22 protein-coding genes and 2 tRNA genes are annotated in these 25,670 nt (G+C 72.8%); 20 read left to right on the top strand and 4 right to left on the bottom strand.

All coding sequences use genetic code 11. The features are described 5' to 3' along the window. Window positions 1–27 precede the first annotated feature (27 nt). From ACIP8Z_RS15915 to ACIP8Z_RS15865, 11 genes are all read left to right on the top strand, one after another. Entirely contained in the window at window positions 28–795 is a 768-nt protein-coding gene (locus tag ACIP8Z_RS15915) for a GntR family transcriptional regulator (RefSeq protein ID WP_402083553.1), read from the top strand. Between the two features lie 160 nt (window positions 796–955). Beyond that, on the top strand, window positions 956–2,077 hold the full coding sequence (locus ACIP8Z_RS15910) for a TIGR03364 family FAD-dependent oxidoreductase (RefSeq protein ID WP_402083551.1): 1,122 nt from the start codon (window positions 956–958) through the stop codon (window positions 2,075–2,077). 5 nt (window positions 2,078–2,082) lie between these two features. After that, window positions 2,083–2,787 (top strand): phosphonatase-like hydrolase, encoded by a 705-nt coding sequence (locus ACIP8Z_RS15905; protein WP_402083548.1) that lies wholly within the window; start codon window positions 2,083–2,085, stop codon window positions 2,785–2,787. Next, window positions 2,784–3,836 carry an ABC transporter ATP-binding protein gene (locus ACIP8Z_RS15900; RefSeq protein ID WP_402083546.1) on the top strand — a complete coding sequence of 351 codons (1,053 nt, stop codon included), beginning with the start codon at window positions 2,784–2,786 and terminating at the stop codon, window positions 3,834–3,836. Before ACIP8Z_RS15905 ends, ACIP8Z_RS15900 begins: the two co-directional genes overlap by 4 nt. Continuing rightward, on the top strand, window positions 3,829–4,752 hold the full coding sequence (locus ACIP8Z_RS15895; protein ID WP_402083544.1) for a 2-aminoethylphosphonate ABC transporter permease subunit: 924 nt from the start codon (window positions 3,829–3,831) through the stop codon (window positions 4,750–4,752). Before ACIP8Z_RS15900 ends, ACIP8Z_RS15895 begins: the two co-directional genes overlap by 8 nt. Further along, on the top strand, window positions 4,739–5,536 hold the full coding sequence (locus ACIP8Z_RS15890; RefSeq protein WP_402083541.1) for an ABC transporter permease: 798 nt from the start codon (window positions 4,739–4,741) through the stop codon (window positions 5,534–5,536). The genes ACIP8Z_RS15895 and ACIP8Z_RS15890 overlap by 14 nt, the downstream gene beginning before the upstream one ends. A gap of 117 nt (window positions 5,537–5,653) precedes the next feature. After that, complete coding sequence (locus ACIP8Z_RS15885; RefSeq protein WP_402083538.1) at window positions 5,654–6,712, top strand: 2-aminoethylphosphonate ABC transporter substrate-binding protein; 1,059 nt, start codon at window positions 5,654–5,656, stop codon at window positions 6,710–6,712. Window positions 6,713–6,873: 161 nt separating this feature from the next. Further along, a complete protein-coding gene (locus ACIP8Z_RS15880) occupies window positions 6,874–8,412 on the top strand; it encodes an alkaline phosphatase family protein (RefSeq protein WP_402083535.1) in 1,539 nt (512 codons plus the stop codon). A 105-nt stretch (window positions 8,413–8,517) separates the two neighbouring features. Then, on the top strand, window positions 8,518–9,297 hold the full coding sequence (locus tag ACIP8Z_RS15875; protein ID WP_318209977.1) for an HAD-IIA family hydrolase: 780 nt from the start codon (window positions 8,518–8,520) through the stop codon (window positions 9,295–9,297). 74 nt (window positions 9,298–9,371) lie between these two features. After that, entirely contained in the window at window positions 9,372–10,058 is a 687-nt protein-coding gene (locus ACIP8Z_RS15870; RefSeq protein ID WP_402083533.1) for a PT domain-containing protein, read from the top strand. After that, window positions 10,055–10,729: a class F sortase gene (locus ACIP8Z_RS15865; RefSeq protein ID WP_402083530.1), complete on the top strand. Its 675-nt coding sequence runs from the start codon at window positions 10,055–10,057 to the stop codon at window positions 10,727–10,729. The genes ACIP8Z_RS15870 and ACIP8Z_RS15865 overlap by 4 nt, the downstream gene beginning before the upstream one ends. 928 nt (window positions 10,730–11,657) lie before the next feature. Here ACIP8Z_RS15865 and ACIP8Z_RS15860 read toward each other — a convergent pair. Further along, a tRNA-Lys gene (locus ACIP8Z_RS15860) sits at window positions 11,658–11,731 on the bottom strand. 184 nt (window positions 11,732–11,915) lie between these two features. Between ACIP8Z_RS15860 and ACIP8Z_RS15855 the strand changes: the two genes are divergently transcribed. Continuing rightward, window positions 11,916–13,325, top strand: coding sequence for a peptidoglycan-binding protein (locus ACIP8Z_RS15855; RefSeq protein ID WP_402083528.1), 1,410 nt, complete (start codon window positions 11,916–11,918; stop codon window positions 13,323–13,325). 552 nt (window positions 13,326–13,877) lie between these two features. Here ACIP8Z_RS15855 and ACIP8Z_RS15850 read toward each other — a convergent pair. Further along, entirely contained in the window at window positions 13,878–14,240 is a 363-nt protein-coding gene (locus ACIP8Z_RS15850) for a hypothetical protein (protein ID WP_402083525.1), read from the bottom strand. Window positions 14,241–14,307: 67 nt separating this feature from the next. Between ACIP8Z_RS15850 and ACIP8Z_RS15845 the strand changes: the two genes are divergently transcribed. The 6 genes from ACIP8Z_RS15845 (at window position 14,308) to ACIP8Z_RS15820 (ending at window position 20,984) form a co-directional block, all read left to right on the top strand. Continuing rightward, window positions 14,308–15,894, top strand: a complete 1,587-nt coding sequence (locus tag ACIP8Z_RS15845; RefSeq protein ID WP_402083522.1) for an SPFH domain-containing protein — start codon at window positions 14,308–14,310, stop codon at window positions 15,892–15,894. 128 nt (window positions 15,895–16,022) lie between these two features. Continuing rightward, window positions 16,023–16,616: a lytic polysaccharide monooxygenase gene (locus ACIP8Z_RS15840; protein WP_383870400.1), complete on the top strand. Its 594-nt coding sequence runs from the start codon at window positions 16,023–16,025 to the stop codon at window positions 16,614–16,616. A gap of 92 nt (window positions 16,617–16,708) precedes the next feature. Beyond that, window positions 16,709–18,382: an AMP-binding protein gene (locus ACIP8Z_RS15835; protein ID WP_402083519.1), complete on the top strand. Its 1,674-nt coding sequence runs from the start codon at window positions 16,709–16,711 to the stop codon at window positions 18,380–18,382. Between the two features lie 20 nt (window positions 18,383–18,402). Then, entirely contained in the window at window positions 18,403–18,915 is a 513-nt protein-coding gene (locus ACIP8Z_RS15830; RefSeq protein ID WP_402083516.1) for a hypothetical protein, read from the top strand. Between the two features lie 174 nt (window positions 18,916–19,089). Then, the gene (locus ACIP8Z_RS15825) at window positions 19,090–20,391 is read left to right on the top strand and encodes a sensor histidine kinase (RefSeq protein ID WP_402083513.1); all 1,302 of its coding nucleotides are present in this window, start codon (window positions 19,090–19,092) and stop codon (window positions 20,389–20,391) included. Beyond that, complete coding sequence (locus ACIP8Z_RS15820) at window positions 20,322–20,984, top strand: response regulator (RefSeq protein WP_402083510.1); 663 nt, start codon at window positions 20,322–20,324, stop codon at window positions 20,982–20,984. The genes ACIP8Z_RS15825 and ACIP8Z_RS15820 overlap by 70 nt, the downstream gene beginning before the upstream one ends. 110 nt (window positions 20,985–21,094) lie before the next feature. Here the strand turns inward: ACIP8Z_RS15820 and ACIP8Z_RS15815 are convergent. Beyond that, window positions 21,095–21,168, bottom strand: a tRNA-Lys gene (locus ACIP8Z_RS15815). A gap of 128 nt (window positions 21,169–21,296) precedes the next feature. Continuing rightward, window positions 21,297–22,055, bottom strand: coding sequence for an IclR family transcriptional regulator (locus ACIP8Z_RS15810; RefSeq protein WP_189829773.1), 759 nt, complete (start codon window positions 22,053–22,055; stop codon window positions 21,297–21,299). A 435-nt stretch (window positions 22,056–22,490) separates the two neighbouring features. On the opposite strand from ACIP8Z_RS15810, the gene ACIP8Z_RS15805 reads away from it, so the two are divergent. Next, window positions 22,491–23,564 carry an LLM class flavin-dependent oxidoreductase gene (locus ACIP8Z_RS15805; RefSeq protein ID WP_402083507.1) on the top strand — a complete coding sequence of 358 codons (1,074 nt, stop codon included), beginning with the start codon at window positions 22,491–22,493 and terminating at the stop codon, window positions 23,562–23,564. Between the two features lie 297 nt (window positions 23,565–23,861). Beyond that, on the top strand, window positions 23,862–25,556 hold the full coding sequence (locus tag ACIP8Z_RS15800) for a glycosyl hydrolase family 18 protein (protein WP_402083505.1): 1,695 nt from the start codon (window positions 23,862–23,864) through the stop codon (window positions 25,554–25,556). Window positions 25,557–25,670 lie beyond the last annotated feature (114 nt).

The following is a 25,670-nucleotide window of genomic DNA, read 5'->3' as shown; positions in this document are numbered from 1 at the left end:
TTCATCCCCGTCTGCGACCATCCCCCGGTGAACTACCAGAACGCCCCCGGCGCCCCGGGCGCCCCCGTGAACTCCGGCATCCCGGAGCACGGCCGCGTGCCCAAGTACTACGCCGTCAAGGCCAAACTCGCCCTGATGGTCGACGAGTTGGGGGAGGGCGGGCTGCTGCCCACCGAGCGTGACCTCGCCGTCCGGTACGAGGTGTCCCGCGAGACCGTCCGGCAGGCGCTGCGCGAACTCCTCCTGGAGGGGCGGCTGCGGCGCCAGGGCCGGGGCACGGTCGTCGCGGGCCCCAAGCTCGAACAGCCCCTGTCGCTCGCGAGCTACACGGAGGGCGTCCGCCGGCAGGGTCTCCGCCCCGGCCGCAGCCTCATCTCGCTCGACCGGTTCCCCTGCCCGGAGGCGCTCGCCCCCGAGGTCGGCGCCAAACACGGCGAGCCCGTCTGGCACATGGAGCGCGTGCTCCTCGCCGACGACGAGCGGGTCGGCCTGGAGAGCACGTACGTCTCCGAGGCCCGCGCCCCGCACCTGGACACCGAGTTCGACCCGGACTCCTCCTTCTACTCCTACCTCCACGACCGCCTCGGCATCTCCTTCGGCGACGCCGACGAGCGCATCGAGACGGTGCTCGCGACGCCCCGCGAGGCCCTCCTCATCGGCACCCCGCCGGCGCTGCCGATGCTGCTGCTCCACCGCGTCTCCCGGGACACCGCCGGGCGGCCCCTGGAGCGGGTCCGCACCCTCTACCGGGGCGACCGGTTCAGCTTCACCGCCCACCTGGGACAGCGGGGCTGATCGAAGGCCCGAGCGGCAGGCGAAAGCGGAGAACCCTCATGACCCGCCTCCACTCGGATCACGAGAAGATAACGGGTCTGGTCCAAGTTTGTCGGTCCGTTCACCGCCCCGTCGCCCGCCGGCCCCGTCCGGGTCACCCGTTCCCAGGACCGTCGACGGCATGAAGGTGATCGTCGTAGGAGCCGGCGTGGTGGGAACCATGCACGCCTGGCACGCAGTGGAACGCGGCCACGAGGTCGTACACATCGAGCGCGAGGCCGAGGCGCGCGGAGCATCCCTCCGCAACTTCGGCCAGATCTGGGTGAGCGGACGGGCGGGCGGAGAGGAGCTGGACACCGCCCTGCGCGCCCGGGAACTCTGGGAGGGCATCGGCGCCCGGGTCCCCGGCCTGGGCTTTCGAGCCATCGGCTCCCTCACCCCCGTACGGAACGACCTTGAGCTCGCCGTCGCCGAGGCCGCCGTGGCCCGCCCCGACGCCGCCGCCCGCGGCTACAAGCTGCTGACGGCCGACGAGGCCCGCGCGGTCAACCCGGCGCTGCGCGGCGCGTTCGAGGCCGCGCTCTGGTGCGAGCGGGACGCGGCCGTCGAGCCCCGCCTCGCGCAGCTCGCCCTCCGCGAGGCCCTCCTCGCCACCGGGAAGTACACCTTCCTGCCGAACCGCGAGGTCCGTGACGTCGTCGGGGAGAACGCCGTCCGCGACGACCGCGGCGAGGTCCACAGCGGCGACGCCGTCGTCCTGTGCACCGGCGCCTGGCTCTCCGGCCTCGTCCGCGAGGTCGCCGGCGAGATACCCGTCCGCCGCGTCCGGCTCCAGATGATGCAGACCGAGCCCCTCGGCGAGGCGCTCACCACCTCCGTCGCCGACGCCGACTCCTTCCGCTACTACCCGGCCTACGCCTCCGAGGCCCTGGACTCCCTCCAGGCCGCGCAGCCGCAGGACCCGACCGCCGCCGCCCACAAGATGCAGCTCCTCATGGTGCAGCGCCTCGACGGCGGACTGACCATCGGCGACACCCACGAGTACGAGCACCCCTTCGCCTTCGACACCCTCGAAGACCCCTACGAGCACCTCACCCGCGTCGTCGAGTCCTTCCTCGGCCGCCCGCTGCCGAGGATCAAGCGGCGCTGGGCCGGGGTGTACGCGCAGTGCGTCGACACCAGCCGGGTCGTCCACCGCCAGCGGGTCCGCGACGGCGTGTGGCTGGTGACCGGGCCCGGCGGGCGCGGCATGACCTGCTCGCCCGCCATCGCCGAGAAGACCGCCGACGAACTGGGCTGGTGAACCACATGAGCACCCTCGACATCCACAACCACAACCACAGGCACGGTCTCGTCGTCCTCGACATGGCCGGCACCACCGTCGCCGACGGCGGCCTCGTCGAGCAGGCCTTCACCGCCGCCGCCGAGCGCCTCGGCGAAGACCCGGCCACGATGATCGACTACGTCCGCGCCACCATGGGCGAGTCCAAGATCTCCGTCTTCCGCCACCTCTTCGGCGGCGACGAGACCCGCGCCCAGGAGGCCAACCTCGCCTTCGAGGCGGCCTACGGCGAACTCGTCTCCGGCGGCCGGATCGCCCCGGTGCCCGGCGCGGCCGAGGCGATCGCCGAGCTCAGGGCCCAGGGCCGCAGGGTGGTCCTCACCACCGGGTTCGCCCGGGTCACCCAGGACGCCATCCTCGACGCGCTCGGCTGGCAGGACCTGGTCGAGCTGACCCTCTGCCCGGCGGACGCCGGCGGCCGCGGACGCCCGTACCCGGACATGGTCCTCGCGGCCCTCCTCCGTACCGGAGCCGTGGACGACGTCCGGCAGCTCGTGGTCGCGGGCGACACCTCGTACGACATGCTCAGCGGTGTCCGCTCGGGCGCCGGGATCGTCGCGGGCGTCCTGACCGGCGCGCACGACGGGGCGGCGCTCAAGGAGCACGGCGCGACGCACGTCCTCGCCTCGGTCGCCGAACTTCCCACGCTGCTCGGGGAGTCGGAGGCATGACCAGCGGCATCCGCTTCGACGCCGTGTCCGTCGCGTACGGCGGCACCACCGTTCTCGACCGGCTCGACCTGACCGTCGAGCCCGGTGAGGTCATGGCCCTCCTCGGGCCCTCGGGCTCCGGCAAGACCACCGCGCTGCGGGCCGTCGCCGGGTTCGTGCGGCCCGTCTCCGGGCGGGTGCTCATCGGCGACCGCGACGTCACCGGCCTCCCGCCGTACAAGCGGGGGATCGGCATGGTCGTCCAGCAGTACGCCCTCTTCCCGCACCTGCGCGTCGAGGCCAACGTCGCCTTCGGCCTGAAGGCGCGGAAGGTCCCCAGGACCGAGATCCCCGGCCGGGTCGCCGAGGCCCTGGAGATGACCGGCATGGCGACCTACGCCCACCGGTACCCCCGGGAGCTCTCCGGCGGCCAGCAGCAGCGCGTCGCCATCGCCCGCGCGCTCGCCATCCGCCCCAAGGTCCTCCTCCTCGACGAGCCGCTCTCCGCGCTCGACGCGCAGCTGCGCTCCGGGATGCTGGCCGAACTGGCACGCCTCCACCGCGAGTTGCCCGACGTGTCGATCCTGTACGTCACCCACGACCAGGTCGAGGCACTGACCCTCGCGGACCGGATCGCCGTCATGGACAAGGCCCGGCTCCAGGACTGCGGCACGCCGCAGGACCTCTACCGCAGGCCGCGTACGCAGTTCACGGCCTCGTTCGTCGGCGACGCGAACCTGTTGCCGGTGACGGTCGGCGGGGCCGGGGCCGTCTTCGAGGGGACGGAGCTGAAGGTCGCGGCCCCCGGTGCGGCTCCCGGGTCGGCGGCCACGCTCTGCGTACGCCCGCACCTCGTCGGCCTCGGCGACGGCCCGAACCCGCTCCGCGGCCGGATCAGCGAGGTCCAGTGGCGGGGGTCCACGCACCGGCTGTACGTGGAGGTGGGCGGGCACCGGGTGAAGGCGGACGTACGGGAGCTGCGGGAGACGCCGCTGCTCGGAGCCGAGGTCACCGTGCACTTCGCCCCTGAGGACGCGGTGCTGCTGGGCGCGGGGCTGTCCGATGGGTAGCCCCGGGAACGGGCTCAGGGAGCGACACCCGGCAACGGGCGTCGTGCCCACCCCTTCCGTCGCTGGGGCCTCCTCAGGACGGGGTCCGGGGGAGGAACGTGTGCCCACGACGAGGCGCTCCACCCCCACCTGGGTCTGGGCCCTTCCCCCCGTCGCCGTGCTCGCCGTCGTCTTCCTCCATCCGCTCGCGCTCGTCGTCCAGGAGTCCCTGGCGCCCGGTGCGTACGGTGACGTCCTCGCCTCCGCGTCCTTCCGGGAGGCCCTCGTCACCACGGTGTGGCTCGCCGTCGCCTCCACCGTCGGATGTCTCGTCCTCGGCTTCGTGCTCGCGGTCGTGATCGCCTTCGTGCCCTTCCCCGGCGGGAAGGCGGTGTCGAAGTTCATCGACGTCTTCCTCTCCTTCCCGTCCTTCCTGATCACGCTCGCCCTGCTGTTCCTCTACGGCACGGTCGGCATGGCCAACGGCGTCTGGACGGACGTCACCGGCGCCCCCTCGGGCCCCTTCCAGTTCCTGACCACCCCGTGGGGCGTCCTCCTCGCCGAGATCACGTACTTCACCCCGTTCGTGATGCGGCCGCTGCTCGCCGCCTTCTCGCAGATGGAGACGGCCCAGCTGGAGGTCGCGTCCTCGCTCGGCGCCCGGCCGCTGCGGATCGTCCGGCAGGTGATACTGCCGGAGGCGCTGCCCGCGCTCGCCGCCGGCGGCAGCCTCGTCCTCGTCATGTGCCTGAACGAGTTCGGGATCGTCCTCTTCACCGGCGCCAAGGGCGTCACGACCCTCCCGATGCTCGTCTACGGCAAGGCGATCCTCGAATCCGACTACGCGGCCGCCTGCGTCGTCGCCGTCGTCAACATCGCCCTCTCCGTGGGCCTCTACGTCCTCTACCGGGGGGTGAGCCGCCGTGCTGGTGCATAGCCGTACGGGCAGGTGGACGGCCTGGGTCACGTTCGCCGTCCTCTTCGTCCCGCTCTTCGCCCTCCCCCTCCTGGTCATCGTCGCCGCCTCGTTCTCCACGAACTGGTCCGGCGCCTTCCCCTCCGGGCCGACCACCGAGCACTACGCGGCGGCCGTCCGCGGGGAGTCCCTCCAGGCCCTCTCCACCAGCCTGGTCACGGCCCTCACCGCGAGCCTGGTCGCGCTGACCGTCGGCACCTGGGCCGCGCTCGCCGGGGCGGCACTCGGCAGGAGGGGCAAGCGGGTCCTCGACGCGCTGTTCATGCTGCCGGTCGCCGTGCCGTCCGTGGTCGTCGGCCTGGCCGTCCTCGTCGCGTTCTCGCAGCCGCCGGTGCTCCTCAACGGCACACGCTGGATCGTGATCCTCGCGCACACCGTGCTCGTCACGGCGTTCGCCCACCAGTCGGTGTCGGCCGCGATCCAGCGGCTCGACCCGATGTACGAGCAGGCGGCGGCCAGTCTCGGCGCCCGTCCCTCGTACGTCCTGCTCCGGGTGAGGCTGCCGCTCCTGCTGCCGTCCCTGAACGCGGCCGCCGGACTCTGCTTCGCCCTGTCCATGGGCGAGCTGAGCGCCACGATGATGCTCTACCCGCCGGACTGGACGCCGCTCCCGGTGCTCATCTTCACGGCCACCGACCGCGGTTCCCTCTTCACCGGATCGGCGCTGGCCGTGGTCCTCATGGCCACGACCCTGCTGGCCCTGCTCGCCGTCTCCCGCATCCGTACCAAGGCCTCCTTCCGCTAGAGGCCCTTCCCCCGATTCCTTCCCCGGTTCCTTCCCCCGATTCCGTACCGCGGTTCGTACCGCGGTTCCGTGCCCCGCGCTTCCTTCAGCCAGAGATCCTCAGGAGAGAACGACGTCATGCGTACGTACGCCAAGCCGATCGCCGCCGTCACCGGCTCCCTCGTCCTCGCCGCCGGCCTCACCGCCTGCGGTGGTTCCACCGCCGCCTCAGACGAGAAGACCGTCACCGTCTACAGCGCCGACGGCCTCAAGGGCGAGGCGGGCGACGGCTGGTACGACAAGGTCTTCGCCGACTTCGAGAAGAAGACCGGCATCAAGGTCAAGTACGTCGAGGGCGGCTCCGGGGAGATGGTGCAGCGCGCCCTCCGCGAGAGGAGCAACACCCAGGCCGACGTCATCGTGACCCTGCCGCCCTTCATCCAGCAGGCCGGCTCCAAGGGCCTGCTCCAGAAGTACACCCCGCAGGGCGCCGACCAGGTCGGCGGCGGCGACAAGGCGAGCGACGGCACCTGGACCTCGGTCGTCAACAACTACTTCGGCTTCATCCACAACAAGAAGGAGCTCCCCGCGGCCCCCACGTCCTGGGAGGAGCTGCTCGACGCCACGTTCAAGAACAAGCTCCAGTACTCCACCCCCGGCGTCGCGGGCGACGGCACCGCCGTCCTCATCAAGGCCATGCACGACTTCGGCGGCCAGGAGCCGGCCATGGAGTACCTGAAGAAGCTCCAGGCCAACAACGTCGGCCCGTCCTCCTCCACCTCCAAGCTCGCCCCCAAGGTGGACAAGGGCGAGCTCCTCGTCGCCAACGGCGATGTGCAGATGAACTTCGCCCAGTCCAAGTCCATGCCGAACCTCGGCATATGGTTCCCGGCCAAGGGCGCGGGAAAGCCCACCACCTTCGCCCTGCCGTACGCGGCCGGCCTGGTGGACAAGGCCCCGCACACCGAGAACGGCAAGAAGCTCCTCGACTTCATGCTGACCGAGGGCGCCCAGCGCGAGGTCAGCGCGATCGGCGGCGGCTTCCCGGCCCGCAAGGACGTCAAGGCGACCGACGCCAACGCCATCGAACTGGCCGAGCTGATGGAGGGCGTCGAGGTCTTCGAGCCGGACTGGGCCGACATCGACAAGAACCTCAAGACGTACGTCGACGCGTGGAAGTCGGCCACGGGTAGCTGACCTGTCGCCTCCCGCCACCAAGAGTTCACCGCACGACCCTGGAACGCGCCCGTACATCGCGGAAAGATAACGGGTACAGACCGACAGTCAACGCCCCTGAGGAATCAGGGGCGTTGGCGCGTGCCCGTACTCCATCGACCCCGCTCACGGAGGACTCCGACATGCCGATCACCGGCATCTCCCGACGCACCGTGCTCGCCGCCGCCGGCGCCACCGCGGCCGTCGCCGCCACCGGCCTCGCCACCGCCCCCGCCGCCCTGGCCGCCGCCGCGCCCACGCTCCCCGACGGCACCAGCAAGGACAAGGTGCTCGTCGTCGGCATGGACGGCCTGCGCCACGACCGGATCGACGCCGCCAAGGCCCCGAACCTCAAGTCCCTGATGGCGAACGGCACCTTCGGCCGCTCCCTGCTCTACGCCGACCCGATGGCCGCGACCTCCTCCGGCCCCGGCTGGTCCACCATCTCCACCGGCGTCTGGCCCGACAAGCACGGCGTCAAGGACAACACCTTCACCGGCAAGAACTACGGCCAGTACCCCGGCTTCCTCGCCCGCCTGCACCAGGTCCGCCCCGAGCTCTCGCTCTTCGCCGCCGTCGACTGGCCCGAGCTCGACACCCACGGCACCGTCACCCCCGGCGCCGACGCCAAGCTCGTCTACAACAACAACTACGTCGTCAACGACCTCGTGATCACCGACATCACCGAGGACATCCTGCGCAACCAGAACCCCGACGTCCTCTTCGTCTACTTCGGCGAGATCGACGAGATCGGCCACAACCACGGCGCCGCCAGCCCCAAGTACACCGACGCCATCGACGTCCAGGACGGCTACCTCGGCCGGCTGCTCACCGCGATCAAGGCCCGCCCGGCCTACGCCACCGAGCGCTGGACGGTCATCGTCACGACCGACCACGGCCACACCGACGGCGGCGGCCACGGCGGCTCCTCCATCGAGGAGCGGCGCACCTTCGTCCTCGCCCAGGGCCCCGGCATCGCCGCCGGCGCCCGCCCCATCGACACCCGGCTCGTCGACGTCGCCGCCACCGTCTTCCGCCAGCTCGGCATCACCCCCGCCGCGTCCTGGGGCCTCGACGGCAAGCCGGTCCAGGAGCGCTCCACCGACCCGTTCGACAGCCTCTACGGTTCGCTGACCGGCCGCGTCGACGAGACCGGCATCCCCGCCGGGATCCTCGGCTTCACCCACACCGCGCCCAGCGGCTGGTCCGTCATCAACAACGCCATGGGCACCGGCGGCATGACCGAATGGCGCGGCTGGTCCTTCGCCACCGACGAGTTCTGGTCCCGTTCCCAGCGCGACCAGTCCCGCGAGCTGAACGTGCGCGCCCGGGGCGTCTTCGCCGTCGCGGACTCCGACGAGTGGGCCGACAAGGCGTTCTCGGGGACGTACGACTCGACGCTGGTCACCCCGGCGTACGGCGTCTCGGGCGCGACCCGCGTCACCCTGGACTTCACGACCTTCTACCGCCAGGAGGGCGGCCAGACCGCGCAGGTCCAGGCCGTCTTCAACGGCGGCACCCCGGCCGTCGTGAAGAACTACACCGCCGACGTGATCTCCCAGCCCCAGTCCCTCACCGTCGCCGTCCCGGCCGGCGCGTCCAGCGTGAGCTTCCGCTTCCGCTACACCGGTTCCAACAACTGGTACTGGGTGATCGACGGGGTCAAGGTGACGGCTTCCTGACCCGGCCCGCGCGGGCCGGCAGGGCCTAGGCTGGGGGGCGTCGCCACAGTGCTGTCGCGGCGCCCCCAGCACACCGCACGTTCGTACGGCAGGAGTCCCGCACCCATGGCAGAGCGCAAGCCGATCGAATCCTGGCTGACCGACATGGACGGCGTCCTCATCCACGAGGGCGTGCCGATCCCCGGCGCCGACGCGTTCATCAGGAAGCTGCGGGAGACCGGGAAGCCGTTCCTGGTCCTCACCAACAACTCGATCTACACGGCTCGTGACCTGCACGCCCGCCTCGCCCGGATGGGCCTGGAGGTCCCCGTCGAGAACATCTGGACCTCGGCCCTCGCCACCGCCAAGTTCCTCGACGACCAGCGCCCCGGCGGCACCGCGTACGTCATCGGCGAGGCCGGTCTGACCACCGCGCTGCACGACATCGGCTACGTCCTCACCGACCACGACCCGGACTACGTGGTGCTCGGCGAGACCCGTACGTACTCCTTCGAGGCGATGACCAAGGCCGTACGGCTCATCAACGCCGGCGCCCGCTTCATCTGCACCAACCCCGACGAGACCGGCCCCTCCCTCGAAGGACCGCTGCCGGCCACCGGCTCCGTCGCCGCGCTCATCACGAAGGCCACCGGCAAGGAGCCGTACTTCGCCGGCAAGCCGAACCCCCTCATGATGCGCACCGGCCTGAACGCCATCGGCGCCCACTCCGAGACGAGCGCCATGATCGGCGACCGGATGGACACCGACATCCTGGCCGGCCTGGAGGCGGGCATGCAGACCTTCCTGGTCCTCACGGGTCTGACCAGCGAGGCCGAGATCGACCGCTTCCCGTTCCGCCCGTCCAAGATCGTGAAGTCGATCGCGGACATCGTCGACCGGGTGTAGCGGCCGTTCGCCGGCGCCCCTGCGGATGCGGAAAGCCCCGATCCGGGTGACCCTGCCAGTATCAGGAGGTCACGATGCGTTCAGGTCCCATTGCTCTCCGTGCCGCAGGGGCGGCCCTCGTCCTCGTACTGGCGCCCACGGCCGGTGGCGCGTACGCCCACGACGGGGTGAGGGTCACCGTCACCCCGTCCACCGCCTCGCCCGGCGCCGACGTCGACGTCCGCGTCCAGGGCTGCAAGGGCACGACGGGTGCCGCGAAGTCCCCGGCGTTCGTCGCCGACGCCGATCTCACCGGGCGGGACGGCGGTGGAGCGCCGCTGTTCGGCGACACCACGATCAAGACCCGGCTCGAGAACGGCACGTACAAGGTCAGCGTGACCTGCGACGGCCACGATCACCCGGATGTCGGCACCGTGCGCGTCGAGCGCCACAAGCCCACGCACGAGCCGACCCACAAGCCCACCCACGAGCCGACCCGTAAGCCCACGCACGAGCCGACTCATGAGCCCACCCACAAGCCCACCCACGTGCCGACCCACCACGCGAGCCCGGTCGCCCCGGTCCGCGCGGGCGGTGGCGGCACCGCGGCCTTCGCCGCCCCGGCCGCCCCCGGCGTCGCCCAGACCACCAGCGAGAGCGGCCTCGGCACCCCGTACACCCTGCTCGGCCTCGGTCTCGCGGCCGTCGCCGCCGTGGCGGTCGCCTTCCGCAGCTCCCGCCGACGCGGTACGGGTACGGGCACGGGGTCGGGTACGGAGTGACGGCGCCGTCCGGCTCCCGCCCGGCGGGCACCGGGCGACTCGTCACCGGCGTGGCCTGGGCGCTGATCCTGCTCGGGCTCTGGCTCTGGGGCCGTGAGGTCACCGAGGGCCCCGGGGGCAGCTCCGCGCCGACCACCGGGGACATCGCCGCCGTCGGCCGGCCGCTCGGCGTCGCCCTGCCCCCGGCGCGGGACCCGCTCGCGCCCGTCGCGCCCCGGCGGGTCGAGGTCCCGTCCCTCGGCATCGACGCGCCCGTCGTGGCGCGCGGCCTGGACGGCACGGGGGCGATCGATCCGCCGCCGTACGAGATGCCGCACACGGTCGGCTGGTTCGGCGCGGGCACCCGGCCGGGCGCCGCGGGCCCGGCCCTCCTCGTCGGCCACGTCGACACCGAGACCCGGCCGGCGGTCTTCTACGGCCTGAGCGCGGCCCGCCCCGGCGCGAAGGTCCGCATCACCCGGACGGACGGATCGGTCGCCGAGTTCACGGTGGACGACGTCCAGGTCTATCCGCGGGAGTCCTTCGACGCGAGCAAGGTCTACGGGGCGCGGGATCCGGGCCGGGCGGAACTGCGGCTGATCACGTGCGGCGGCACGTTCGACCGCGGCGCGAACACGTACACGGCGAACGTGGTGGTCTCGGCCTACCTGACGGCGGCAACGCCCTCCTGATCCCACAACCCCGAGCCCCGCAGGTGCGGCACCCACCCGCCGGGTCCGCGCCCCGGCCGCCTGCGTTGCGGCCCGTCGCTCCGCCGGGGCTGAGCCCGGCCGCCTGCGTTGCGGCCCGTCGCTCCGCCGGGGCTGAGCCCGGCCGCCCGCGTTGCGGCCCGTCGCACCGCCGGCCCCCTGCCCACCCGCCCAGGCCCCGGCCGCCCGCGTTGTGGCCGTTCGCTACCGCTGGGGCGGTACCCACCCCCCAGGGGCGGTGCCCGCCCGTCACACGCGTTGTGGGCATTCGTTCCGCTGGGGCGTGGGGGTCCCACCGGACGGAGTCCGGGGGAGGGTGGGCACAACGGAACGGCGCCCTTTGCCGGGCCCAGGCTTCCGGCGTCATGGCCCGCACCCCGTGTGCACCGAGCTAGGGGTGCGCGTCCAGGCAGAAGGGGCGGGGGCGCCGCCGAGGGCGCCGTCCCGTGTCGCGGGCGCGGCCCGCATGGCGGGTGGTGAGGCGTCCGGGGCGCTGCCGCTCGGCGGGGCCCCGGCGGGCGCGCCGCGGCCCCGGTCCCGGTCGGCGGCGCGCGTCCCGCGGTCGCCGCCGGCCGGGCGGGTCCTCCACCGCAGGGCTCACGGACGCGGGAGGAGCCCGGTGCCACCGCGGGAGGTCGAGGTTCCGGACACTGTAGGGGCCCGGAACCCCCCGGCCCAGAGGGCCACCCGCACCCGCCGGCCTCCACACAGGCGCGCCGAGCCAGGGCCACGCTCCGGCAGACCCCGGCCTCGCCGGTCGGTCCTACGGTGCCGCCCCAGCCACCCGCCGCGCGGCGCCCCCTCCTGAACCCCCAGGAACTGGCCCGCAACGCCCCGTAGTTCGTGGAGCGGGCAGGGCCGAGAACGACCAAGACCCCCTCACCATCGGTGAGGGGGTCTTGACTCTGCGTGCGCCGCCAGGGACTCGAACCCCGGACCCGCTGATTAAGAGTCAGCTGCTCTAACCAACTGAGCTAGCGGCGCCTGCTGACAGAGAGAACTCTACCCGACGTCCGGGTGTGCTCCTGACCAATAACGGTCACCTCCGGCCTGTCGGATGGTCGTATCAGGCCTTCGATCCGTCAAAATGCGATTTGTCCAGACAGTTGAGACACTGACGCCCGAAACCAAGGGTCAAAAGATCTTGACGAGTGTGGAGGGGAATCGCATGAGCGTGCCGGTCTTCGAGGAGTTCGAACCCGCGGCCGACTGCGGCTGCCCGGGGTGTGCCCGGCAGCGGCGCGACCTCGCGCTTGGCCTGCCGGTCCGGGCGGGCGGGCATCCGGCGGCGCACGGCGCGCGCCGCGCCCTGGTCCTGGTGACGGCCGCGGGCGTGGTCCTCGGCGGTGGCGGGGCCGCCGTGGCGACGGCCCTCCCGTCGCCCTCGGCCCCGTTCACCCCGGCGGACCTCACGGAGCCGGCCGCCGCCGACACCGCCGACACCGCCGGGCGCGTCGCCGACCCCGCCGACCCCGCCTTCCCCGAGCCCGACACCCCGCAGGGCGGCCGCGGGCCGCTGCACGGAGCGCCGGGTCCCGGCGGGCAGCCCTCCCCGAACGCGACTCCGACGACCAGTCAGATCTCGACCGGCACCCTGCGGAAGTCGACCCGGGCCGAGATCATCAACCGCGCCAAGCTGTGGGTGGCCGCCCAGGTCCCGTACTCCATGGAGAAGTACTGGTCGGACGGCTACCGCCAGGACTGCTCCGGCTACATCTCGATGGCCTGGAACCTCCGCAGCAACGAGTGGACCGGCAGCCTCGACCGCTTCGCCGAGCGCGTCGACCGCACCGAGCTCCAGCCCGGCGACATCCTGCTCTTCCACAACCCGGCCGACCCGACGCGCGGCTCGCACGTCACGATCTTCGGCGGCTGGACCGACTACACCCACACCTCCTACGTCGCGTACGAGCAGACCAAGCCGCGTACGCGGAAGCAGGCGACGCCGATGGCGTACTGGGAGAACTCCGACCGGTACGTGGCCTACCGCTACAAGGGCGTCGTCAGCGGTGGTGACACCGGCGGCACCGGCGGGGCGGCCTCGACGGCGACGGCGTACCCCGGTACGGCGATGTTCGGCCCCGGCGCCGACAACGCGTACGTCACCCAGCTCGGGCGGCTCCTCGCCGACCGCGGCGGCAAGCGGTACTACAGCAAGGGGCCCGGCCCGAAGTGGGGCGAGGCGGACCGGCGCGCGACCCAGGCCTTCCAGCTGGCGCAGGGCTGGAAGGGCAAGGCGGCGGACGGCCTGCCCGGCCCGGCGACCTGGAAGCTCCTCGTGGCCGGCGGGGGCAAGAACATCGGCGGTTCGAGTGGTTCCAGCGGGTCGAGTTCGAATGCGACGGGATTTCCCGGGCGTGGCTCCTTCCGTCCGGGCCAATCCAACGCATATGTGGAGAAGCTGGGCAAACAACTGGTGAAGCGGGGCTTCGGCAAGCACTACCTGTCGGGACCCGGTCCGCGCTGGACGGAGGCGGACCGCCGCAACGTCGAGGCGTTCCAGCGGGCACAGGGCTGGCGCGGCGCAGCGGCCGACGGCTACCCGGGCCCGGAGACCTGGCGGCGCTTGTTCCGATGACCCCGAGAGCATGAGGTGGACCCGAATGACGGCATCGACCCCGAACCCCGCGGATTCCGGCGCGGCGGCCTCACGTGACGCGGCCCGCACGGCCCGCCGCCTGACGGACGGCACCCTCCCGCGTACGTCCCCTCCCCAGGGCGCACCCCCGGGCAACCCGCCGACCCGACGGGACACGTCGGCCGGGATGGGGGAGCCGGCGGAGCGGACGGAGCCGGCGGAGTCGGGGAAGCCGGGGGAGCGTGCACCGGTGGCCGGCGCGCCGACGTCGGACGGTGCCGCGTCGGCATCAGCTGCCCCGGACCTCGCGCCTGTGCCCGCGGGCGCCACGCCGGCCGGGACGCCGGACGGAACGCCCGGTGGGCCGGCTCCCGCGCCGGAACCCGGCGCGGCGGCCGAACCGGCGCCGTCGGCCCCGGCCGCCGCCGGGGAGCCGGGGGCCTCGCGGGGCAGGGTCCCGGTGTGGCCCGAGCCGGGCGCGAGAGGCGGCGCCGCGGCGGAGGAGGCGGCGAGGCCGGACGCCCCGATCGGCCCGTTCGCCACGCCACCCGGTCACGCGACGGCGCCGGCCGGCACGCGGCCGGGTGCCGACGGCAGGCCTTCCAGCACATTGCCGGTCCGCCCGCTGGGGTCCACGGCTCCCGGTGGGTCGACGGCCTCGGTCGGGTCCACGGCCCCGCTGGGGTCCACCGCTTCCGGCGGGTCCACGGCCCCGCTGGGGTCGACGGCTTCCGGCGGGTCCACGGCCCCGCTGGGGTCCACCGCTTCCGGCGGGTCCACGGCCCCGCTGGGGACCACCGCTCCCAGCGGGTCCACGGCCCCGCTCGGGTCCACCGCCCCCGGCAGGGCCAATCCCCCCGGCGTGTCCGCGCCCCCGGCCGGCTCCGCGCCCCCCGGCACGTCCGCTTCCGGCATCTCCGCTTCCGGCACCTCCGCTTCCGGTACGGCGACAGGGGCGTCGGCCGCCCCGGGAAGCGCCCCGGTGGTCACCCGGGTCCAGCCCGTCCCGCCCGCCTACCCCGGCACCACGCCCCCCGGCGCGGGCAAGCACGCCCGCCCCACCTCGCCCTCCCCCCTGAAGGCCGCCGTCACCGTGCGGTCCGGTGGCCCTTCGCCGGTCCCCGCAGCGGTCGCCGCCGCGCCGACCACCGCGGTCGCCGCGCCGACCGTCGCCACCCCCGACTTCGGGCGGATCGCCGGGGCCGGTGTCGGCGCCGTCGCCGTGCCCGTCGCCGCCGTCGTACGGGTCGCGCGGCGGAAGAACGTGATCGGGGCCGAGACCACCGGCTCGATCCCGGTGCACCTCCTCTTCCGCGACCAGCCGGAGAACGCCGTGCCCTTCACGGCCGGCGAGGACGACGGCGGTCCCGACACCGTCGCCATGGCCGCGCCCACCCTGTCCGGGACGGGCACGGGTCCCGCCATCCCGGGCCCGTCGAAGGTCCAGGGCCAGGATGAGGAGCAGCCCCAGGCGGACTCCGCCGGGACCAGGGCCGCCAGCCGGGCCGGGGCCGAGCAGAGGGCGAAGCCGAAGTCCCCGTCGAACGCGCGGCTCGACGCGCGACGCGACGCACCGCCCAAGGCTCAGCCCAAGGCCCGGGCCCCCAAGGCCCCCGCTCAGGCCACCGGCCAGGCCTCCGCCTCCCGCCCCGCCCCCACCGCCGACCCCGCTCTCGTCGAGCGCCCCGGGCCGGTGCTGCCCGGGTGGGTCGGGGTGGTCGGCGGGGCGCTCGCGCTCGCCGCGTGCGCGGCGGTCGTGTGGTGGGCCGGGGCCGTGCCCGAGGAGGCGTCCCGGATGCTGCGGCTGCCGGAACGCCCGTACCACGGCATCCATCTCGGCCAGTGGGCGCTCCTCGCGCTCGGCGTCGTCCTCGCCCTGTTCGCGCTCGGCGGGCTCGGCCGGGGCCGGGTCGGCTACGCCTGGGTGCTGACCCTGTTCGGCGACTACCGCGGCACGGTCCGCCGTACCGGTCTGGTCTGGGTCAGCCCGCTCCTGCTGCGGCGCCGCGTCGACGTACGGCTCCGGCACTGGCGCAGTGAGCCGCTGTCGGCGGTGGACGCCAAGGGCACCGCGCTCGATGTCACCGTGCTCGTGGTGTGGCGGGTGCGGGACACCGTCCGGGCGGCGCTCGGCGTCGACGGGCACGAGGACTATCTGCGGGAGCAGGTGGAGGCGGCCATGGCCCGGGTGCTGTCGCAGCTTCCGGCGGACGCCTTCCACGAGGACGCTCCCACGCTCCGGGACGCGGAGGCCGTCGGCGAGGCGCTGACGCGGATGCTGTCGGCGGAGTGCGCTCCGGTCGGTGTGGACGTGTTCTCGGCGCAGCCGACGCGGATCGAGTACGCGCCGGACGTGGCGGCGGCGATGCGCCGGCGGCGCATCGCGGCGATCGACGCGAAGCACCGGGACAGCGTGCTCACCTCGGTGGTGGACGCGGTGGACGACGTGGTCCACCGGCTGACCAGTCGTGGTCTGGTGGAGCTCGACGACTACGAGCGCAAGGCGCTGGTCAAGGACCTGACGGTGGCGTTCTACACGGGTCGGACGGGTCCTGTAGAGGGGGCGTGAAGGGATGGACATGTTCAACTTCCGTCCATACCTTGGTACTTGGTCCAGACCAAAATCGGTACGACGTACCACCGCACGCGTGCGCGCACGGCCCAACGGAACTCCCCCACGTTCTCCTGGAGCGAAGCATGCGCAAAAAGTCAGTCGGGGCGGCGGTGGTGGCGCTCGGCGTCGCCGGCGTCACCCTCTTCGCCACCGGTAGTGCCGGCAGTCACGGCTACACCGACTCGCCGATCAGCCGCCAGAAGCTCTGCGCCAACGGCACCGTGACCAACTGCGGCTCCATACAGTGGGAGCCGCAGTCGGTCGAGGGCCCCAAGGGCTTCCCCGCCGCCGGTCCCGCCGACGGCAAGATCTGTTCCGCCGGGCTCACGCAGTTCGCCCAGCTGGACGACCCCCGGGGCGGTGCGTGGCCCACGACGCAGCTCACGTCGGGGCAGAGCTACAGCTTCCGCTGGCAGTTCACGGCCCGGCACGCCACCACCGACTTCAAGTACTACATCACCAAGAACGGCTGGAACGGGACCCAGAAGCTCACCCGGGCCATGCTGGACCCCCAGCCGTTCCTGACCGTCCCCTACAACAACCAGCAGCCGCCGGCGACCCTCTCGCACTCCGGGACGATCCCGGCGGGCAAGACGGGCCGTCATCTGATCCTGGCGGTGTGGACGATCGCGGACACGGCGAACGCGTTCTACGCGTGCTCGGACGTCAGGTTCTGACGCCGGGGCCGCTCGGCGGCCGTTCCTGACGGTCGCCGAGCGGTCGTTCCCGCCCGTTCATTTCTGATGGATCGTCAGTTACAGTCCGGCCCATGAGGGGTGCGGACACCGTCGCGGAACTCGTACGGCGCCAATGGGGCGACCACCGGATCGGGCTGAGGGACGAGCACCACGCCCTCACCCACCACCAGGTCGCCGCCGGCGCCGCCGCGCGGGCCGCACTGCTCGTGGACCTGATGCCACCCCTGCCGGGGGGCGAGCCGCACCTCGGCATCCTGCTCGACAACACGCCGGAGTACCCGCTCTGGCTCAGCGCGGCGGCCCTCGCGGGGGCCGCCGTCGCCGGGATCAACCCCACCCGGCGCGGCGCCGAACTCGCCCGGGACATCCGGCACACCGCGTGCCGGGTCCTGGTCACCCAGCGCGCCCACCTGCCGCTCCTCGACGGCCTCCCGCTGCCCGGGGTGCGGATCCTGGTCACGGACACCGACGCGTACCGGGAACTCCTCGCGCCGTACGGGTCCGCCCGCCCGGGCGACGCGCGCCTCGGCCCCGTACGCCCCGACAGTCGCTTCCTGCTCTCCTTCACGTCAGGTTCGACGGGCGCGCCGAAGGCGGCGCTCTGCAGCCAGGGCCGGCTCGCGGCGGCCGGCGCCTCGCTCGCGGCGCACTTCTCCGTCGGCCGGGACGACGTCCACTACGTCTGCATGCCGATGTTCCACGGGAACGCGGTGATCGCGGACTGGGCGCCGGCGCTGGCCGCCGGGGCGGGGGTGGCGCTGCGGGCCCGCTTCTCGGCCTCCCGCTTCCTCTCGGACGTACGGGACTTCGACGCGACCTACTTCACCTACGTCGGCCGGGCGGTGCAGTACCTCCTGGCGACCCCGCCCACCCCCGAGGACCGCGCGCACCGGCTCCGCCTCGGCTTCGGCACGGAGGCGGGGGCGGTGGACGCGGCGCGCTTCCGGGAGCGCTTCGGGGTGCCCCTCGTGGAGGGGTACGGCTCCTCGGAGGGAGGCGCGTCGATCCAGCGGACGCCGGACACCCCGGCGGGCGCGGTGGGCCGGGCGGCGCCGGGCGACGACCTGGCGGTGGTGGACGCGGAGACGGGCCGGGAGTGCGAGGCGGCCCGTTTCTCCCCCACGGGCCGGCTGCTCAACGCCGCCGAGGCGGTCGGAGAACTCGTCAACCGGGGCCGCAGCACCTTCGAGGGCTACTGGCGCCACCCGGAGGCGGAGGCGGCGCGGCTGCGTGACGGCTGGTACTGGACGGGCGACCTCTTCTACCGGGACGCGGACGGCTACCTCTACTTCGCGGGCCGTACGGACGACCGGCTGCGGGTCGACAGCGAGAACCTGGCGGCGGCGATGATCGAGCACATCCTGGCCCGCTGGGACCGGGCCGCGGGGGTCGCGGTCTACGCGATACCGGACCCGGTGGCGGGGGACCAGGTGATGGCGGCGCTGGCGCTGCGGGAGGGGGCGGTCTTCGATCCGGCGGAGTTCGCGGGTTTCCTCGCGGAGCAGCGGGACCTGGGCACGAAGATGCCGCCCCGCTTCGTCCGGGTGGTGCCCGAACTCCCCCTCACCGCCACGAACAAGATCCACCGGGTGGCCCTCCGCCGCGAGTCCTTCCTCTGTGGGGACCCGGTCTGGTGGCGCCCGACGCCGGGCGCCCCGTACGAGCCCCTGGCTCCCGAGGTCGTCGCCACGCTCCGGGCGGAGTACGCCCGCCATGGCCGGAAATCAAAGTTTACAGACCGCTGATTGGAAACTAAAGTTGTCGCATGACCTCCTCTGAGATCACCCCCGAAGAACAGGCCGAGCTCGACAAGGCCCTCTACGACGCCCTCGACCCCCTCGCGTCGGCCCTGCGACAGCGCGCGTCCGGACTGCCGGAGGACCGCATGTGGGCGGCGGACCCGGTCGACGCGGCGCTGTCCGTACTGGCCGCCTGGAAGGTGGTGGACGCGGAGGTCAAGCGGCTGACGGCCATCGCGGCGGGAACCGCCGGATCCTACGGCGCGAGCTACGAACAACTGGGTGCCGTGTGGGGCATCACCCGGCAGGGCGCCCGCAAGAAGTGGCCCGACGCCGTCACCCGCCCGACGGGCGTCGCGCTCGCACTGTGGGGCGGAACGGCCGAACTGACGCCCTCGCCCGAGGGCTGGGGCTGGACCGGCAAGGGCGCCGACGGAACCGGCGGGCCGGCGGACGGCGACGAGCGGTACGCGACGAGGGAAGAGGCGGCGGCCCACGCGGGGGCCTTCCTCAAGGAACACGCCCTCGACCAGCCCTAGGTGGTGGCCCCCCGGCGGCGACCGCAGGGGCGAGTCGCCGTCGCGGGTGCGGGTGCGGGGCGCCCGGCGCCGGACCGAAGCGCCGACCGTCGCGGGGGTAGGCCCAGCCACACCCCCGCCCCACCCCTCAGCCCCATCGCCCCGCCCCGGCCGGCGGGCCTAACGTGGGGCCGCATGGACCCCCGTACCCCCTGGCAGGCGCTCACCCGGCCCCGGTTCCCCCTCGGGCCCTGGCCCTGGCGAGCCGTCGCCTACCTGGCGACCGGCGCGCTCCTCGGGGCCGCCGTCTGCGCCGTGTTCGTGCTGCTCGGGCTGTTCTCCGTCCTGCTCGTCGGGCTGCCCCCGCTGCTCCTCTCCGGGCTCGCCCTCGGCGGCGTCGAGCGCCGCCGCCTCCGCCTCGTCGACCTCGACCCCGCCCCCGACCCGCACCGCGTCCCCACCGTCCCCGGCCTGGCCGCCTGGCTCCGGCTCCGGGCGGGGGAGCAGGCGACCTGGCGGGAGTTCGCGTACGCCCTGCTCCTCGCCACCGTGCTGTGGCCGCTCGACCTCCTCGCCGTCGCCGTCGGCGTCGGTCTGCCCGTGCTGCTCCTCGGCGCGCCGGTCCAGCTGGCGGTGGACGGCCAGGAGGCCAAGGTCGTCAAGGCGTACCTGGTGACCTCCTACCCGGAGGCCTTCGCCGCCGCCCTCCTCGGCGCCCTGCTCCTCGTCGCCCTCGCCTACCCGCTCGCCGCCGTCGCCGGCGTCCGCGCCGCCCTCGTCCGCGCCCTGCTCACCCCGCGCGAATCCGCCCAGGAGGGCGCGATCGGCGAGGTCATCGCCTCCCGTGCCCGGCTCGTCGACGCCTTCGAGGCCGAGCGGCGCCGGATCGAGCGCGATCTGCACGACGGCGCCCAGCAGCGCCTGGTAGCCCTCACGATGACCCTCGGGCTCGCCCGCCTCGACGCCCCGCCGGGCCCGCTCGCCGACCAGTTGGCGAAGGCGCACGCGGAGGCCGGGCAGGTCCTGACCGAGCTGCGCGAGCTGATCCACGGCATCCACCCGCAGGTCCTCGCCGACTACGGCCTCGGCCCGGCCCTCGCCGACGCCGCCGACCGGTCCGCCGTGCCCGTCGCCACGGACGTCGACCTGCCCCGGCTGCCGGAGTCCGTCGAGAGCGCCGGCTACTTCGCCGGCTGCGAGGCCCTCGCCAACATCGGCAAGCACAGCGGGGCGAGCCGGGCCTCGCTCACCGCCCGGCACAGCGGCGGGGTCCTCCGGATCGACGTCGAGGACGACGGGCGCGGCGCCGCCGACCCGGCGGGCGGCTCCGGGCTCACCGGCCTGGCCGACCGGATCGCGGTCCTCGATGGCACACTGACGATCATGAGCCCGCCGGGCGGGCCGACCCTCCTCCGAGTGGAGATCCCATGCCCCGCACTGAGCGAACGCTCCGCGTCGTCCTCGCCGAGGACAGCGTCCTCCTCCGGGAGGGACTGATCGGGCTCCTGGCCCGCTTCGGCCACGAGGTCGTCGCCGCCGTCGGGGACGCCGAGGCGCTGCGCGCGGCGGTCACCGCCCACGACCCGGACATCGTGGTGACCGACGTCCGGATGCCGCCCGGCTTCCAGGACGAGGGGCTGCGCGCCGCCGTCGCGCTGCGCGCCGAGCGCCCCGCCCTGCCGGTCCTCGTCCTCAGCCAGTACGTGCAGCGCAGCTACGCCGCCGATCTCCTGGACGCGGGCGACGGGACCGGCGTCGGTTATCTGCTCAAGGACCGGGTCGGTCAGGTGGAGGAGTTCCTGGACGCGCTCGCCCGGGTCGCGGACGGCGGGACGGTCGTCGACCCCGAGGTCGTACGGCAGCTGCTCCGCCGGCACCGCGATCCGCTGGAGGCGCTGACCCCGCGCGAGCGCGAGGTCCTGGGCCTGGTCGCGGAGGGCCGTTCGAACGGCGCGATCGCCCGCCGTCTGGTCGTGACCGAGGCGGCCGTCGGCAAGCACATCGGCAACATCCTGGCGAAGCTGGATCTGCCGCCGGCCGAGGACACCCACCGCCGGGTCCTCGCCGTCCTGACCTACCTCCGGGCCTAGGGGTGTCTTGCCGATCATGGCGGACCCGCGGCCTGATCGACGAGACACCCCCGAGCCGACGCCGGGACACGAAGAAGCCCCCCGCTTCCGCGAGGGGCTTCTTCCGTCTGTGCGCCGCCAGGGACTCGAACCCCGGACCCGCTGATTAAGAGTCAGCTGCTCTAACCAACTGAGCTAGCGGCGCCTGCTGACAGAGAAAATACTACCCGGTCCCGCGGGGTGCTCATGACCACCCCGCGCGACCGCGCCGCAGGGACCCCCGAATGCCCCGGGGCGCCGCGGATTCCTCGGCTTCCCGGGGAACAGGATGTCTCAGATCGCCAGCGCCATGACCACCGGCGCCGCCCGCCGGTTCAGCGTGTCCGCCGCCGAGCGCAGCCGGTGGGCGTGCTCGATCGGGAGGGAGAGGGCCAGGCAGCCCACGGCGGAGCCGGCCGTCAGCGGAACGGCCGCGCAGACCGTGCCCACCGCGTACTCCTGGAGGTCGAGCACCGGGACGGTCGGCGGTTGGCTGTCCAGCTTGGAGAAGAGGATCCGCTCGCTGGTGATCGTCCGGGAGGTCAGCCGGGCGATCTTGTGCCGGGACAGGTGGTCCCGGCGGCCGTTCTGGTCGAGCTGGGTGAGCAGGCACTTGCCGACCGCGCTGGCGTGCGCGGCCGAGCGGAAGTCGACCCACTCGTTGACCTTGGGTGTGCGCGGACCGTCGGCGAACTGGGTGATCTTCACCTCGCCGTCGATGTACCGGCTGATGTAGACCGCCGCGCCGACGGAGTCGCGCAGCTCGGTCAGGGTCTCCTGGAGCTTCGCCTCCAGGGCTTCGCGGCGGGTCATGCCGGAGCCGAGGAGGACGAGGGAGTCCCCGATCACGTATGCGCCGTCGGCGACCTGCTCGACGTACCCCTCACGGCGGAGCATGAGGAGCAGCGAGGAGAGGTGGGCCACGGGCAGGCCGGTTTCGCGCGCGATCTGGACGTCCGTCACTCCGCCACCGTGCCGTGAGATCGTCTCGAGGACGCGCAAGGCGTATTGCACCGAGTGGAACGGCGCGGTGGGCTCGGGCTTCAGCGCCACGGTTTCCCCCTACCAGGTTGTGACCGCAAGCTTTCGTACCACGATAGCCGCCAAGCGCCGTTTACGGGGCGGCTGTTGGCGAGAATGATGCGGAGCATCCGGGCCCTGGCCTTGGACGCACCACCCTGGCATATGCCGTGGTCATGAGTTCCCCCGAGAGTCTCAGGTCAGGGCCGTGCGCGAGGGGGTTCGCGCGTGCGTTCGGCCCTGGGAGAACGCGAGATTTTTTATGGGGAAACGGACGCGGTGGCGGTCGTTCCGGTCGCCTTCCGGCCCCGCGAGGTGGCTGATAACCATCGGAAGGCTCCCGCGGGGCCCCCGGAATAAACGGAGACACCCTCCTGTTGTCATCGAGTCCACGCCGATCCGCGGGTCGTTCAGCCGATCCATGGGTCGGTCCATGAGTCCGTACGTGTGCCGAGGAGGGTCCCGAAGGTGACCGACGCTATTCGAGGAGAGGCGCGGGGCTCCGCGCCCGTGCCGCTGTCCGTGCTGGACCTGGTGACCGTCGGCAGCGGCAGGACCGCGACCCAGGCGCTCGCCACCAGCGTCGAGCTGAGCAGGCTCGCCGAGCGGCGCGGCTTCCACCGGCACTGGGTGGCCGAACACCACTCCATGCCCGGCGTCGCCTCCTCGTCCCCGGCGGTGATCCTCGCCCACCTCGCCGCCCACACCCGACGCATCCGCCTCGGCTCGGGCGGCGTCATGCTGCCCAACCACGCCCCGCTGGTCATCGCCGAGCAGTTCGGCACCCTGGAGGCCCTCGCCCCGGGCCGGATCGACCTCGGTCTCGGGCGCGCGCCCGGCACCGACGGGGCCACCGCGGCCGCGCTGCGCCGCACCGCCACCCTCAACGAGGGCGCCGACGACTTCCCGGAGCAGCTCGCCGAGCTGACCCGGTTCCTGGACGACGACTTCCCGGACGGCCACCGGTACGCCCGGATCCACGCCGTGCCCGGCCCGGTGCAGGGCCCGAAGGGCCGGCCGCCGATCTGGCTGCTCGGCTCGTCCGGTTTCAGCGCGCGCCTGGCCGGCCTGCTGGGGCTGCCCTTCGCGTTCGCCCACCACTTCTCGGCCAGGAACACGATCCCGGCGCTCGACCTCTACCGGGAGTCCTTCCGGCCCTCCGAGGTGCTCGACGCGCCCTACGCGATGATCGGCGTCTCGGCGCTCGCGGCCGACGAGGCGGCGCAGGCCCGCCGCCAGGTCCTCTCCGGTGCCCTCGCGATGCTGCGACTGCGCACCGGCCGGCCCGGCCTGGTGCCGACGCCGGAGGAGGCGGAGGCGTACGACTTCAGCCCCGCCGAGCGGGAGTTCGTGAACGATTGGCTGGCGAACATCGTGTACGGCACCCCCGACGAGGTCCGTACCGGCCTGGACGACCTCAGGAAGCGGACGGGCGCGGACGAGCTGATGATCACGGCCAACGCGCACGGCGGGGAGGCACGACTGCGGAGCTACGAGCTCATCGCGGATGCCTATGAACTCCCCGAGCTGCCGGCGGAGTAGGGCGCGACACCTGTTCCGGGCCGGGGACGCCCGGGTAAAAACCCTGGTTCCCCGGGCCGGTTGGTTCCTGCACGGATCCGGCCCCGCGCCACCCCTAAGTGAACCTTAAACCGCTCGTCACCGATGGTGGCGGGCGGTTCCGTTTTGTGCTGCGCGGCTCTGACGAGGCCTTTCTCCTTCTAATTGGTCTAGTCCTCAATCTGGTTCAGACCATTGACGCACTGTTCACGTGCCGGTTATCACTGCTCCAGCTCCTGTACGGCACCACCCCCGCACTCCCCCCGATGGAGGCCGCACGTGCACCCCCGTAAGCCCTTGATCGCCGCGCTCCTCAGCACGGCCCTCGCCGCCGGCGCCCTCGCGGCGACCGTCGGCCTCGGCTCCGCCCAGGCGGCCGACACGACGACCACTGCCGCTGCGGGCGGTGTGCGCATCGCGTACTACGACCAGTGGAGCGTCTACGGCAACGCGTTCTACCCCAAGCACCTCGACACCCGGGGCATCGCGGGCCAGCTGGACGTCATCAACTACTCGTTCGGCAACATCCACCCCACCAACCTCACCTGTTTCATGGCCAACAAGGCCGCGGGTGACGACAACAACCCCAACGCGGGTGACGGTGCGGGCGACTCGTACGCCGACTACCAGAAGTCCTTCGGTGCGGCGGACAGCGTCGACGGCGTCGCCGACACGTGGAACCAGCCGATCGTGGGCATCTTCAACCAGTTCAAGGAACTGAAGGCGAAATACCCCCACCTGAAGATCAACATCTCGCTCGGCGGCTGGACGTACTCCAAGTACTTCAGCGACGCGGCGAAGACGGACGCGAGCCGCAAGAAGCTCGTCTCCTCCTGCATCGACCAGTACATCAAGGGCAACCTGCCCGTCGAGGGCGGCTTCGGCGGCGCGGGCACGGCGGCCGGCATCTTCGACGGCATCGACATCGACTGGGAGTACCCCGGCTCCTCCGGCGGCCACCTGGGCAACCACTACGCCCCCGAGGACAAGCAGAACTTCACGCTGCTCCTCGCCGAGTTCCGCAAGCAGCTCGACGAGTACGGCGCCGCCAACGGCGGCAAGAAGTACCTGCTGACCTCGGCCCTCCCGGCCGGCCAGGACAAGATCAAGTACATCGAGACCGACAAGATCGGCCAGTACTTGGACTACGCCAACATCATGACGTACGACATGCACGGAGCCTGGGACGGCGACGGGCCGACGTACCACCAGTCCCCGCTGTACTCCGGCTCGAACGACCCGACCGACGTGATCGCGCCGGGCACCGAGAAGTACTCGATCGACAACGCCATCGACTCCTGGATCGACGGCAAGCCCGCCTACGGCATCGCCGGCGGCTTCCCCGCCAACAAGCTGACCCTGGGCTACGAGTTCTACTACCGCGGCTGGAAGGGCGTCCCGGCCGGCTCCGCCAACGGCCTCGCGGGCACCGCGACCGGCGGCTCCAACGCCCGCCCGCTCAGCCAGCAGGCCGGCATCGCGCACTACAAGGAGCTCGGCGGCATCGTCGACAACGCGTCGACGACCTTCTGGGACGACCAGGCGAAGTCCTCGTACTTCTACAAGGACGGCGAGTTCTTCACCGGCCTCAACCAGCGCTCCATCCAGGCCCGGGTGGACTACGCGAAGCAGCGCGGCCTGGCCGGCGCGATGATGTACTCGCTCCTCGGCCTGGACGAGAACGCCACCCTGCTGAAGCAGATCAACACGGCGCTCGGCTCCACCACCACCCCGCCGACCACCCCGCCGACGACGCCCCCGACCACCCCGCCCACCACGCCTCCGACCACGCCTCCGACCACCCCGCCCACGGGCTGCGGCTCGGTCCCGGCGTACGTGGCCGGCACGGTCTACAACGGCGGCACGGTCGTCTCCCACAACGGCCGCAAGTGGCTCGCCCAGTGGTGGACCCAGAACGAGACCCCCGGCACCACCGGTGAGTGGGGTGTCTGGAAGGACCAGGGCGCCTGCTGAGGCCCTGACCCGGGATCCGGGAATCGCTCACGTGACCCGCTGAACCCCGCATGAACCGCTGCCCCCGCCCGGAATGTCCCTCCGGCCGGGGGCAGTTCCATGCCTCCGGCGCAC

Origin of the sequence: Streptomyces sp. NPDC088553, from assembly GCF_044752965.1 — a bacterium.
GTDB lineage: Bacteria > Actinomycetota > Actinomycetes > Streptomycetales > Streptomycetaceae > Streptomyces.
This window is presented reverse-complemented; position numbering and strand designations above follow the sequence as displayed.